Here is a 12,230-nt window from a genome sequence, read left to right on the forward strand (position 1 = left end):
CCGCGCCATGCCCGGGGCGCCGGCGCCACCTGGAGAACGTATGGGAACTGCAAGCATGAGTACGTTGGCCGATGGCCGTTTCGCCCCGATCGTCGACATCAGTGATTCACTCCTCCGCCAGCGCCTGTTCGACGCGCTGCTCGGCGCCGCCCCGAGGGACGCCCGCCTGGTGCTGGTCTGCGCCCCGGCGGGTTTCGGCAAGACGACCCTGCTGGCGCAGGTCGAGCGGCTGCTGGCCGAGCGGGGCGAGTACACCTTCTGGGTGAACTGCGGCGAGAGCGACTGCCGGCCGGAACTGTTCCTCGAAAGCCTGCTGCAGTGCCTGCACCAGGGCGGGTTGGGCCCAGCGCCGGATGCCGGCCTCGGCGCGCTGCTCGGCCTGCTCGAAGCCTGCCCGCGCAATTGCAACCTGTTCGTCGACCAGTTGGACCTGGCCCTGGACCTCGAAGTCGAGCGGCTGCTGGAGGACCTGGCCCGGCGCCTGCCTTCGGGGTGCCGCCTGCTGCTGGGCAGCCGGCGGCAACCGGCGCTGCCGCTCACGCAACTGCAACTGGCCGGTCTGCTGCGCGTCGTCGAGGCCGACAACCTGCGGTTCACCGAAGAGGAGACGCAGCAACTGCTCGGCGCGCAGCTGGGCGAGACGCGCGCCCGCTACTGGGCGAACTACACCGAGGGCTGGCCCTTCGCCCTGCAGCTGCTGCGCCTGCGCTGCAACGGCAACCTCGACGGCCAGGCGCCGCCGGAGACCGACCCGTACGCCTCGCTGGGCGGCATCTTCGATTACCTCGCCGAGGAGGTGTTCGCCAGCCTGCCTGTGGAACTGAGCGGGTTCCTGCTCGACTGCAGCATCCTGGACAGCGTGGACGTGCCCAGCGCCAATGCCCTGCGCGGGCGCGACGACGCCGAGCGCTGGCTGCGCGAGGCCGCGCGCCTGGCGCCCATCGTGGTGCCCGAGCAACCGCTGCGGGTGCGCCTGCATCCGCTGCTGCGCGAATTCCTCCTCGGCCGCCTGGAAAGCCGCGAGCCGGACCGCTTCGCCCTGCTGCAGGGGCGCGCGGCCGACTTCCACGCCCAGCGCCAGCAGGTGTTCCGCGCCGTCGAGCACGCCTCGCAAGGGGGGCTCTACTACCAGGCCGTGTCGATCATCCTGGAAGCCGGCGCGGTGCGCCTGCTGGTCAGCGAGGGGGCGGCGCGCACGCGGGCGCTGCTCGAACTGTTGCCGCTGACCCTGGTGCGCCGCGAGCCGCGTCTGCGCCTGATGCTCATCTGCCTGCACATGCTCAGCGGCGAGACGCTGCAGGACAGCCTCGACCTGTCGCGGCTGGAGGCCGCCTACGGCGGCGTGACCTCATCGGCGGAAGACGCGGAGACGCGCACCGACCTGCTCTACGTGCGCGCGATGATGCTCATCGGCTGCGTGCAGCGGGCCGGCGACGGCGCCTCCCGCGAGGTGGTGGTGCGGGCCGTGGCCGATGCCCGCGCGCGCTTCTTCGAGGACCCGCGCTACCTGTGCCTGGTGCTGCCGAGCGAAATCATGCTGCTGCTGCGCTACGGCAACATCGACGAGGCGCGCCTGCGCCTGGAGGAGTTCATCGAGGTCAACCGCAGCGAGGGCTTCCGCGAGAACCAGCCCTGGTCGCTGGTCTACCGGGCCCTGAGCGACAGCGCCCAGGCGCGCTTCGACGAGGTGCTGCAGACGGTGACCTTCCTGCTGGCCAAGGACGGGCCGCTGGCCTCGCCACAGGCGCGGGTGCTCTTCCACCTGGTGCATGCGCTGCTCGGCCATGTCCACTACGTGCGTGGCGAGCTGGAGCAGGCGCGGCAGGCGTTCGCGCACTGCGCCTCGCGCCTGGGCAACGCCATGGCCGAGGCCTGGGAGCGCGGCCTGATCGGCGCGGCGCGGGCGGCCTACTTCCTCGGCGACAGCGCCCAGGCCATGGCCAGCCTGGAGGCGGCCTGGGCCGGGCGGGCCCTGGAATACCCGCTGCGCCGCGCGGTGGCCGCGACCCTGGTGGAGCTGCGCCTGCGCCAGGGCGAGGTGGAGGCCGGCCTGGAACTGGCGCTGGAAGTCAACCTGGCGAAGCTCTGGCAGGAGATCCTGGACGGGCGCCCGCTGTTCTGGGCCGAGCTGGTCGCCATCGCCCAGGCCCACTACTGGCTGCAGGCCGCCCAGGGACAGATGGCGGCGGCGCTGCTGACGGCGGAGGCCTTCGAGCGCCTGGCCCGCGATAGGCGCAACCGCTCCTGCGTCGGCCGCGCCCTGGCGCTCAAGGCCCACGCGCTGCTGGCCGGCGAGCTGCCCGGCCAGCCCACGGCGGTGCTCGACGAGGCGCTGGAATTGCTCGGCCAGGGCGGCGCGGTGCAGAGCTTCATCGAGGCGGGCGCCGAGGTGATCACCCACCTGCGCGAGATGTCGCGGCGCCAGGGCCACGCCCAGGCGCAATTGATCGCGCGCTGCATCGAACTCTGGGAAAGGCACTTCCGCGCGCGCCTGGATGCCCAGGCCCTGTTCACCCGGCGCGAACTGGATGCGCTGATGGGCCTGGCCGGCGGCCGCACCACCAAGGTCATCGCCCGCGAACTGGGGATTTCCCCGGAGACGGTCAAGCAGCACCTGAAATCGGTCTACGCCAAGCTGGGCGTGCACCGGCGCCGGGAGGCGCTGGCCGTGGCGCGGCGCCGGGCCATCCTGCCCTGAGCCAGGGCGCCGTTCCGGCCTGCCGGAACGGAAACCGGGGCGCGGCCTCGATTCTTCGCCGGGGGATCGGCTGCTTCCCCCAGGTTTCTCCGTGGGCTGCGTCCGCATATCCCACGCGGCCGAACGCCAGGACGCCATCCAGGCCACTCCCGCCAGCGCCGTAGCGATGGGGGGCAGCGCTCCCCCGATTTACCCGCCACCTTCCCTCATCCCGGGACGGCTCGCGCCGTCCGAGTCTTCGCATACTGCGCCCGGCAGGCAGCGGCGGCACTGCGCCGCGCGGCCAGCCCATGACAACAACAATCCGCGGCCCACGAGGCCGCAGGCTTCGCCAGGCCGTGAGCCGCGACGGCTCAGCCGGCAGGGCGCAGGAGGCGTGCAATGAATCTTCGAAGAACGACCGCGGTACTCCTCGGCCAGGCGGCGCTGCCCCTGGCCTGCGCATTCGCCGCCGAGGGGGCCAGCTACGGCGGGCCGGTGGGCGGTACCGACCTGGGGGCGGCGCTGCTGCCGGCCACCTCCGGTCTGTACGGCGGGCTGGTGCTCGGCTACGCCAGCGGCGACCGCTTCCATGGCAACGACGGCGGGCGCGACCCGACGCTGGAAGGCCGCATGGCGTCCCAGGTGGCCGCCCTGGGCCTGCTCTACGTCTACCCCGGGCAGGTCTTCGGCGGCACCCTGGCCTCCAGCCTGCAGGGCAGCGTCAACGGCGGGCGCATGGAGCTGAACGGCGAGGCCCAGCACTACCAGGGCTTCGGCGACCTCTACGCGGACCTGCTGATGTGGAGCCGCTACCTGGGCGACGCCGCCCCCGGCCAGCGGCCCACCGGGGCGACGCTCAAGCTGGCGTACTCGATGGTGTTCCCCAGCGGCCGCTACAACACCTCGGACCTCTACACCTCCGGGCGCAACGTCTACTTCTTCGTGCCCAACGCCGCGCTCACCTACCTCGGCGGGCCGAACGCCCTGGGCGAGGGCCTGGAGCTGAGCCTGCACGCCTTCGTCAACGTCGCCTCCCGGAATCGCGCCACCGACTACGAAAGCGGCACCGTGGCCAACCTCAACTTCGCCGTCGGCCAGCGCATCGGCCGCTGGCAGCTGGGCCTGGCCGGCTACCACGCGCGCCAGCTCGACGACGACCGCCAGCACGGCGCGCGCGTCGAGCCGGACGGCCGGCGCTACCGCGCCACCGCGCTGGGGCCGGTGCTGGCCTACGACCTGCCGCGCGCCGCCGGCTCGCTGAAGTTCAAGGCGCTGGCGCCGCTGAGCACGCGCAATTCGCTGGCTGCCAATACCGCCTACGTCGTCTGGTCACGTTCGCTTTGAGGAGAGAGCCCATGGTCCGCAAGGACACCCCTGCGCTGCGCATCGGCATCGATGTCGGCGGCACCAATACCGACGCCGTGCTGATGCGCGGCCGCGAAGTGCTCTGCGCCCTGAAGCGCCCCACCACCGCGGCGGTCGGCGACGGCGTGGCGGCGGCGGTCGACGAACTGCTGCGCGAGGCGGCGGTGGAACCGGCGGCGGTGGCCGCGGTGATGCTGGGCACCACCCAGCTGCTCAACGCCTTCCTCGAACGCCGGCACCTGGCGCGGGTCGCGGTGGTGCGCCTGGCCCTGCCGCGCGGCGACGGCGTGCCGCCGCTGCTGGGTTGGCCGGCGGAGCTGTGCGAGGCGATCGATGGGCAGGTCTTCCTGGCCGACGGCGGCGCGCTGTTCAACGGCCGCACCTACAGCGCGCTGGATGTGCGCCAGCTCGAACGGATCGGCGCATCGATCCGCCAGCGCGGCGCCGAGGCGCTGGTGCTGTCCACCACCTTCGCCCCGCTGCGCCCGGACATCGAGCAGGAAGCGGCGGCGGTGCTGCGGAAGGTCCTGGGTGACGCGGTGCACCTGACGCTGTCCTCGGATGTCGGCGGCATCGGCCTGCTGGAGCGGGAGAACGCGGCCATCGTCAACGCCAGTCTGCAGCCGCTGGCGCAGCGGGTGGTCGGCGACCTGATGCGGGCCTTCCGCCGCCTGCAACTGAACGCGCCGCTGTTCATCAGCCAGAACGACGGCACCCTGATCACCCCATCGATGGCCACGCGCTTCCCGATCCTCACCTGCGCCGCGGGGCCGACCAACAGCCTGCGCGGCGCGGCCTTCCTCACCGGTGTGGAGGACGCCCTGGTGCTGGACATCGGCGGCACCACCAGCGATATCGGCGCGCTGGTCCAGGGCTTCCCACGGCAGACCGCCGGCCCCCTGGAGCTGGGCGGAGTGCGTTGCAACCTGCGCATGCCCGACACCCTGTCCGTCGCCCTCGGCGGCGGCACTTTGGTGCGCCTGGAAGGTGGCCGGCCGGTGCTCGGCCCCGAGTCCCTGGGCCTGCGCTTGCGCCAGCGGGCCAGGGTGTTCGGCGGCGACGCGCTGTGCGCGACCGACATCGCCGTGGCCGCCCACGGCCTGCAGGGCATCGGCGACCCGCGGCGCCTCGCCGATCTCGAACCGGCCCAGGTGGAGCAGGCCATGGCCGCCATCCGCGGGACACTGGAGCACGCCCTGGAGCGCATGCGCACCAGCAGCGCGCCCTTGCCGGTGGTGCTGGTGGGTGGCGGCAGCATCCTCCTGCCCATGCACCTGCAGGGCGCCGCGCAGGTGCTGCGCCCGGCCCGCGCGGAGGTGGCCAACGCCATCGGCGCGGCCATCGCCCAGGTCAGCGGGCGTGTCGACCGCTTGTTCCAGATGCACCCGGGCAACCGCGAAAGCGTGCTGCGCCAGGCCCGCCAGGAGGCCATCGACGCCGCCGTGGAGGCTGGCGCCGAGCCCGCCAGCGTCGGCGTCGTGGAACTGAACGAACTGCCCATGACGCACCTGCGCGCCGGCGCCACCCGCGTGCAGGTCCGCGCCGTCGGCGACCTGGCCCTGGCCGCCACCCATTGACCCCTCCCGAAGAGGACCCGAGCATGCCTTGCTTCGATACCATTTCCAGCCAGGACCTGGCGCGCGGCGCCGTGCTGCTGGGCACCGGCGGCGGGGGCGACCCCCATGTCGGCGAGCTGTTCCTGCGTCGCCAACTGCAGCGTGGCCTGCAGCCGCGCCTGCTGCCACTGGCCGAGCTCGCCGACGAGGCCTTCGTGGTCAGCGTCGCCGGGATAGGCGCGCCCACCGTGCTGGTCGAACACCTGCTCAGCGAGGCCGCCCTGCAGCACCTGCTGCAGCAGGCCGAGGCGTTCTACGCGCGGCCGATAGACGCGCTGATCTGCGCCGAGGTCGGCGGCGCCAATGCCATGCTGCCGCTGGCCGCCGCGGCCCTGAGCGGCCTGCCGCTGGTGGATGCCGACGGCATCGGCCGGGCCTTCCCGCACATCGACATGACCACCTTCGGCATCCACGGCTGCAGCGCTTCGCCGGCCCTGTTCAGCGACGACCTGGGCAACCTGGCGCGCCTGAGCGCGGTCGACAACCCGAGCCTGGAGCACATGGTCCGGGCCCTGGCCGCGAGCCTGGGCGGCAGCCTGTACGGCGTGCTCTATCCGCTGAGCGGGGCCCAGGCGAAGCGCTTCGCGGTAGCGGGCAGCATCACCCAGGCCCTGCGCATCGGCCGCCACATCCGCGAGGCGCGCGCCGGCAGCGCCGACCCGGTGGCCGGGCTGGTGCGCTTCCTCGACGGCCTGGAGCCGGGGCGCCGCGCCCGCGAGCTGTTCGACGGCAAGGTCGCCGACGTGCGCCACGAGACCCGCGACGGCTTCCACTGGGGCCAGGTGCTGCTGGAGCCGGCCAGCGGCAGCGGCGAAGCGGTGGTCATCGACATCCAGAACGAGTTCCTCCGCGCCCGCCAGGGCGAGCGCGTGCTGGCGGTGGTGCCCGACCTGCTGTGCCTGCTGGACAGCGAGAGCGCCGAGCCGCTGACCGCCGAGAACCTGCGCTACGGCATGCGCGTGCGCCTGCTGGCCTACGCCGCGCCGCCGTGCCTGCTCAGCGAGGCGGCGCTGGCGGTGGTGGGCCCGGCGCGCTTCGGCCTGGACTCGCCGTGGCGCTCCTTCCTGGCCGATGACCAGGGGAGGGCGCCGGCATGAACGACCTACCTGGCGCGCAGCCCGACGGCGACCCTGCCACCTGCGCCCTGCCACACGGCGAAGGCCTGGGCGCCTGGCGCCTCGGCCTGATCCTGATGGGCGCGCTGATCGCCCTGCCGTGCTTCGTCACCGGCGCCGAACTGGCCCACGCCCTGGGCCGGCAGCAGGCGCTGCTGGCCTGCCTGGGCGGCGGCGCGGTGCTCCTGCTGCTGGCGCTGCCCGCCGCCTACGCCGGGGCGCGCTCGCGGCTGAGCACCTACATGCTGATCCTCGACGCCTTCGGCGCCGTGGGCGGGCGCTGCGTCAACCTGGTGCTGTCGCTGGCGCTGCTGGGCTGGTTCGGCGTGGTCGCCGGCCTGTTCGGCCAGGCCATGGCGGCGGCCGCGCCGGCCGTCCTGGCAGGGGTGCCGGCGCAGGGCTGGAGCCTGGTCGGCTGCCTGCTGATGCTGCTCACCAACCTGGTCGGCTTCCGCGCCCTGGACCGGCTGTCGCAACTGGCCACGCCGCTGAAGCTGGGCCTGGTGCTGTGGGCCTGCTGGGTGGCGCTGAAAGGCCACGGCATGCCGCCCGCGGGCGGTGGCGTCGGGGATTACTCGGTGCTGCAGGGCATGTCGCTGGTGGTGGGCGGCGTGGTCATCGGCTGCATCCTGCTGCCGGACATCTGCCGCCACGCCCTGTCGCCCGGCCGCGCGCTGGCGGCGGTGTTCTGCGCCTTCGGCCTGGGCTTCCCGCTGGTGCTGGCGCTGGCCGGGCTGCCCAGCCTGGCCACCGGGGAGCGGCAACTGGTGGCGATCATGCTCGCCCTCGGCCTGGGCCTGCCGGCGATGCTGATCATCCTGCTCTCGGCCTGGTCGACCAACGCCTACAACCTCTACGCGGCGACCCTGGTGTGCGCCAGCGTGGCGCCGCAGGTGCAGCGCCGGCGCCTGGCGCTGTTCACCGGGCTGGTCGGCGCGACATTGGGGCTGGCCGGCCTGGGCGACGCCCTGCAGCATTACCTGGCGCTGCTGGCCGTGGCCCTGCCGCCGGTGGGCGGGGTCTACCTGTGCAACTACTACCTGAACCTGCGGGGCGCCGTGCGCAGCCCTCGCCGCTGGCGGCCGGAAGCCTTCGGCGCCTGGGCCTGCGGGGTAGGGGCGGCGGCATTGCAGGTGCTCTGGCCGTTCACCCTGACCTGGGTGCCGGCGCTGGATTCGCTGCTGCTGGCGGCTGGCTGCTATCTGCTGCTGCGCGCCATCGCCGCGCGCCGCGGTGTGCGGAAGCCGGGCGTGGCCCGGCAAGGCAGCCGGGCGCTGTTGCCCTGAGGCGCGCCCGGCTGGGAGGGATCAGTCTTCGCGGCTGGTGACTTCCACCAGGTGGTAGCCGAACTGGGTCTTCACCGGGCCCTGGACCTGGTTCAGCGGCGCGCTGAACACCACCTGGTCGAATTCGCGGACCATCTGGCCCGGGCGGAAGGAACCCAGGTCGCCGCCGCTGCGGCCGGACGGGCAGGTGGAATGCTCGCGGGCCAGGGCGGCGAAGTCGGCGCCACCTTCGATGGCGGCCTTGAGTTCATTGCACTTGGCTTCGCTGGAAACCAGGATGTGACGGGCGGAAGCGCGGGCCATGGTGATGCTCCTGAAAGGCAGAGGGGAGGGAGGCAGAGACTAGCGCATTTGCCGGTACGGTGCGGAGGGTTTCCGTCGGGGCGCCCTCACCCCAACCCTCTCCCTGAGGGAGAGGGGGCTGTCCGTGCCCCCGGGGCGTCCGGCGTGGCCGGTGGATCCAATCGCGGACAAAGTCCGCCTACGCCCGTGCTTCCCCGGAACTGTAGGAGCGGGCCCTGCCCGCGATTCGCGCGCAGGGCGCGCTCCTACAGGGGGAATGGCGCGGGTGGGGCAGCGTAGGAGCGGATCTTATCCGCGAATCGCGCCGGTGGTTCCGGCTATCGCGGACGGAGTCCGCTCCTACGGGGCGACGCCGAACCTCACTGCTTGCCGAACACCTCGTCCAGATGCTTGCGATAACGCTTCACGTCCGCCTCGATGTTCGGCCGCTTCATCACGTCCACGCAGAGGAAGGTCGGCAGCGCCTGCATGCCGAGGAACTGGTTGGCCTTGTGGAAGGGGAAGTAGACCGCATCCACGCCCTTGCCCTCGAAGAAGTCGCTGGGGTCGTCGAAGGCCTGCTGCGGGGCGTTCCAGGTCAGCGAGAGCATGTAGCGCTTGCCGTGGACCAGGCCGCCGCTGCCGTACTTCTGCGAGGCGTCGGAGCGGGTGCGGCCGTCGTTGGCGTAGAGGCTGCCGTGGCCGGCGGTGAACACCTCGTCGACGTACTTCTTCACGGTCCAGGGCGCGCCCATCCACCAGCCGGGCATCTGGTAGATCACCACGTCGGCCCAGAGGAATTTCTGCACCTCTTCCTGGATGTCGTAGCCGCCGTCGATGAAGGTTTGCTTCACGTCGAAGCCGGCGTGGTCGAGGTGGGCCAGGGCCGCTTCGTGCAGGGTGGCGTTGTATTGGCCGTTGGAATGGGCGAACTGCTTGCCGCCGTTGAGCAGGAGGATGTTTTGCATGGAAAGGCTCCGAAAGCTGTGAGTGGCCGGCAGGATAGCCAGGCCGCGGAAGCGGAAAAACCGGCCCCGCGGCAATTGATTTGTGTTTCTAGCTCACGAATCGGCGCCGGGAATTGCTCCAGGTTATGCAATCGGCGACTTCGACCCCGCGCCAGGGGGCAGCGAAATCCCGCCGGATCGCGCATCATGTCCGGTAGTCCACCAAGGGAGCCTTTCATGCGCGTCTTGCCGTCCGTTCTGCGATGCCTCCTGCCGTCCCTGGCGCTGCTGGCCGGCGCCGGCCATGCCGTGGCGGCCGAGCCGCTGCTCGAAGCCATCAACCTCTACCGCAGCCAGCCGCAGGCCTGCGCCGGCCGGGCCAGCGAGGCGCTGCCGCCGCTGGGGCAGGATGCGCGCCTGGTGCTGGCGCCGGGGGTTCCCGACTGGCAGTCGGCGCTCAAGGCCACCGGCTACCCGATGAGCAGCGCGCGCATGCTCAGCCTCAGCGGGCCGAAGGACGAGCAGGCGGCCATGGCGGCGTTGCAGGAGAGTTTCTGCCAGGTGCTGCTCGACCCGCAGTTCATCGAGGTCGGCGTCAGCCGCCAGGGCAACGACTGGCGCGTGGTGCTGGCGCGGCCGCTGTTGCAGGGCAAGCTGGGCGACTGGCAGGCCGAGGGGCAGAAGCTGTTGCAGGCGGTCAATGCCGCGCGGGGCCAGGCGCGCCAGTGTGGCGGGCAGGGCTTCGCCAAGGCCGCGCCGCTGGGTTGGAACGCGGTGCTGGGCAGCGTGGCCGAGGAGCACAGCCGCTCCATGGCCAACGGCAACTATTTCTCCCACCTGGACCGCGACGGCCGCACCCCCGGCGACCGCGCCGAGCTGGGCGGCTACAGCGCCGGCGCCGTGGGCGAGAACATCGCCGCCGGGCAGGGCACCGCGAACGCCGTGGTGCAGGCCTGGCTGGCCAGCCCCGGGCACTGCGCCAACCTGATGAGCCCGCAGTACCGCGAGCTGGGCGCGGCCTACGCGGTGGACCCGAAGAGCGACGCCGGCATCTACTGGACGGCGATGTTCGGCGCGCCCTGAGCGCGCCTCAGGCGAGACCGAAGCGCCTGGACAGCGCTGTCCATAGTGCTTTCCGGCGCTCCAGGCCTTTGCATCCCCGCCCCCGACGTGGCATCCGGCGAATGCGTAGGATGGCGTTTCGCGAAGCGAAACCCATCGATCCATCCCTGACTTTTTCTGTGGGAATACGCAAAAAAATTTCGTCAAGCGGCTGGATTGTTACGGGAAATGAAAAATAATATTGCCAGCCCTGCGTCTGGCCATTAGCCCACGTGGGCAGTAACGTGCGCATCGCCTTTGACCGGGCGTTTTTTTCGCCTGCAAAAGATAGCGCTGTCTCAAGGCTGCGCAGGTTTTCCGGGGCAGGGGGAATGGCCGCGCCAGAGCGCTGCGTCGGCCCCTGTTCTACAGTTTTCGTTTGGCCATGCGGCTCGCGCCCCGTTGGGGAGCGGGCCGGGTGGCGCTTTTTCGCTTCAGGCTGCCAGGAGGAATAGGCCCCATGATCACCGCCCGCAATCTCGCCCCGGGGCTGGGGCTGCTCGCCCTGCTGGCCGGCGGCGCCCATGGCGACGAGGCTTTTTCCGCTGATTCGAAATGGGGCCTGGGGGATTGGGGCGGCACCCGCAGCGAGCTGCTGGAGAAGGGCTACGACTTCAAGCTGGACTACGTCGGCGAGGCCGCGGGCAACCTGCACGGCGGCTACAACGACGACAAGACCGCGCGCTACACCGACCAGTGGGCGCTGGGCACCCACCTGGACCTGCAGAAGATCCTCGGCTGGCACGGCGCGGAGTTCCAGCTGACGGTGACCGAGCGCAGCGGCAACAACCTCTCCAACGACCGTATCAGCGACCCGCGCGCCGGCCAGCTCAGCTCGGTGCAGGAAGTCTGGGGCCGCGGCCAGACCTGGCGGCTGACGCAGATGTGGTACAAGCAGACCTTCCTCGACGACGCCCTGGACATCAAGGTCGGCCAGTTCGGCGAGGGCGAGGACTTCAACAGCTTCCCCTGCGACTTCCAGAACCTGGCGTTCTGCGGCTCCCAGGTGGGCAACTGGGTCGGCGGCATCTGGTACAACTGGCCGGTGGCGCAGTGGGCGCTGCGGGTGAAGTACAACCTCAGCCCGGAGTTCTTCGTGCAGGTCGGCGCCTACGAGCAGAACCCCTCGAACCTGGAGACCGGCAACGGCTTCAAGCTCAGCGGCAGCGGCACCAAGGGCGCGATCCTGCCGGTGGAGCTGGTGTGGTCGCCGAAGGTGGGGGCGCAGCAACTGCCGGGCGAATACCGCCTGGGCTACTACTACAGCACCGCCAAGGCCGACGACGTCTACGAGGACGTCAACGGCCAGCCCCAGGCGCTGACCGGCAACGCCTTCAAGTCCCACGGCAGCAAGCACGGCTGGTGGGTGGTGGCGCAGCAGCAGGTCACTGCGCACGACGGCGACGCTTCGCGCGGCCTGAGCCTGTTCGCCAACTTCACCGTGCATGACCAGGCGACCAACAGCATCGACAACTACCAGCAGGTGGGCGCGGTCTACAAAGGCCTGTTCGATGCGCGGCCGAAGGACGATATCGGCCTGGCGGTGGCGCGCATCCACATCAACGACGACGTGACCAAACACCAGAAGCAGATCAACGAAGTCGCCGGCCTCGACGACTACGACAACCCGCTGTTCCAGCCGGTGCAGCACAGCGAATACGACGCCGAGCTGTACTACGGCGTGCACGTGACCAACTGGCTGACGGTGCGGCCGAACCTGCAATACATCAAGCATCCCGGCGGCGTCTACGAGGTGGACAACGCCCTGGTTGCCGGCCTGAAGATCCAGTCCAGCTTCTGAGTCGCCCAGTCATCACCAAGGCCCCGGCCAGCGCCGG

General features: G+C 71.1%; 9 protein-coding genes. 7 read left to right on the forward strand and 2 right to left on the reverse strand.

Annotated elements, in window-relative coordinates:
• Nucleotides 1-55: 55 nt before the first annotated feature.
• The 5 genes from PM1_RS09545 to PM1_RS09565 all read left to right on the forward strand — a co-directional run bounded on the left by PM1_RS09545 (nt 56) and on the right by PM1_RS09565 (nt 8,062).
• Nucleotides 56-2,698 (forward strand): LuxR C-terminal-related transcriptional regulator, encoded by a 2,643-nt coding sequence (locus tag PM1_RS09545; RefSeq protein ID WP_161788515.1) that lies wholly within the window; start codon nt 56-58, stop codon nt 2,696-2,698.
• Between the two features lie 381 nt (nt 2,699-3,079).
• Nucleotides 3,080-4,024 (forward strand): SphA family protein, encoded by a 945-nt coding sequence (locus PM1_RS09550; RefSeq protein WP_009621734.1) that lies wholly within the window; start codon nt 3,080-3,082, stop codon nt 4,022-4,024.
• 11 nt (nt 4,025-4,035) lie between these two features.
• The gene (locus PM1_RS09555) at nt 4,036-5,622 is read left to right on the forward strand and encodes a hydantoinase/oxoprolinase N-terminal domain-containing protein (protein WP_009621736.1); all 1,587 of its coding nucleotides are present in this window, start codon (nt 4,036-4,038) and stop codon (nt 5,620-5,622) included.
• A 23-nt stretch (nt 5,623-5,645) separates the two neighbouring features.
• Nucleotides 5,646-6,758, forward strand: a complete 1,113-nt coding sequence (locus tag PM1_RS09560; RefSeq protein ID WP_009621737.1) for a DUF917 domain-containing protein — start codon at nt 5,646-5,648, stop codon at nt 6,756-6,758.
• Nucleotides 6,755-8,062, forward strand: coding sequence for a cytosine permease (locus tag PM1_RS09565; protein WP_009621738.1), 1,308 nt, complete (start codon nt 6,755-6,757; stop codon nt 8,060-8,062). The genes PM1_RS09560 and PM1_RS09565 overlap by 4 nt, the downstream gene beginning before the upstream one ends.
• Nucleotides 8,063-8,083: 21 nt before the next feature.
• Here the strand turns inward: PM1_RS09565 and PM1_RS09570 are convergent, their stop codons facing one another.
• Both PM1_RS09570 and PM1_RS09575 read right to left on the reverse strand, forming a co-directional pair.
• Nucleotides 8,084-8,365 (reverse strand): peptidylprolyl isomerase, encoded by a 282-nt coding sequence (locus tag PM1_RS09570; RefSeq protein WP_009621739.1) that lies wholly within the window; start codon nt 8,363-8,365, stop codon nt 8,084-8,086.
• A 359-nt stretch (nt 8,366-8,724) separates the two neighbouring features.
• The gene (locus tag PM1_RS09575) at nt 8,725-9,312 is read right to left on the reverse strand and encodes an NAD(P)H-dependent oxidoreductase (RefSeq protein ID WP_009621740.1); all 588 of its coding nucleotides are present in this window, start codon (nt 9,310-9,312) and stop codon (nt 8,725-8,727) included.
• 216 nt (nt 9,313-9,528) lie between these two features.
• Between PM1_RS09575 and PM1_RS09580 the strand changes: the two genes are divergently transcribed.
• Both PM1_RS09580 and PM1_RS09585 read left to right on the forward strand, forming a co-directional pair.
• A complete protein-coding gene (locus PM1_RS09580; protein WP_009621741.1) occupies nt 9,529-10,374 on the forward strand; it encodes a CAP domain-containing protein in 846 nt (281 codons plus the stop codon).
• 478 nt (nt 10,375-10,852) lie between these two features.
• A complete protein-coding gene (locus tag PM1_RS09585) occupies nt 10,853-12,193 on the forward strand; it encodes a carbohydrate porin (RefSeq protein WP_009621742.1) in 1,341 nt (446 codons plus the stop codon).
• The last annotated feature ends 37 nt before the right edge of the window (nt 12,194-12,230 follow it).

Source organism: Pseudomonas sp. M1, assembly GCF_022760135.1.
GTDB classification, from domain to species: Bacteria; Pseudomonadota; Gammaproteobacteria; order Pseudomonadales; family Pseudomonadaceae; genus Pseudomonas; species Pseudomonas citronellolis.

Bases quoted from the DNA above. Each gene is read 5' to 3' on its own strand.
- PM1_RS09545 (WP_161788515.1), top strand. From the start codon at position 56: ATGAGTACGTTGGCCGATGGCCGTTTCGCCCCGATCGTCGACATCAGT.
- PM1_RS09550 (WP_009621734.1), top strand. From the start codon at position 3,080: ATGAATCTTCGAAGAACGACCGCGGTACTCCTCGGCCAGGCGGCGCTG.
- PM1_RS09555 (WP_009621736.1), top strand. From the start codon at position 4,036: ATGGTCCGCAAGGACACCCCTGCGCTGCGCATCGGCATCGATGTCGGC.
- PM1_RS09560 (WP_009621737.1), top strand. From the start codon at position 5,646: ATGCCTTGCTTCGATACCATTTCCAGCCAGGACCTGGCGCGCGGCGCC.
- PM1_RS09565 (WP_009621738.1), top strand. From the start codon at position 6,755: ATGAACGACCTACCTGGCGCGCAGCCCGACGGCGACCCTGCCACCTGC.
- PM1_RS09570 (WP_009621739.1), bottom strand. From the start codon at position 8,365: ATGGCCCGCGCTTCCGCCCGTCACATCCTGGTTTCCAGCGAAGCCAAG.
- PM1_RS09575 (WP_009621740.1), bottom strand. From the start codon at position 9,312: ATGCAAAACATCCTCCTGCTCAACGGCGGCAAGCAGTTCGCCCATTCC.
- PM1_RS09580 (WP_009621741.1), top strand. From the start codon at position 9,529: ATGCGCGTCTTGCCGTCCGTTCTGCGATGCCTCCTGCCGTCCCTGGCG.
- PM1_RS09585 (WP_009621742.1), top strand. From the start codon at position 10,853: ATGATCACCGCCCGCAATCTCGCCCCGGGGCTGGGGCTGCTCGCCCTG.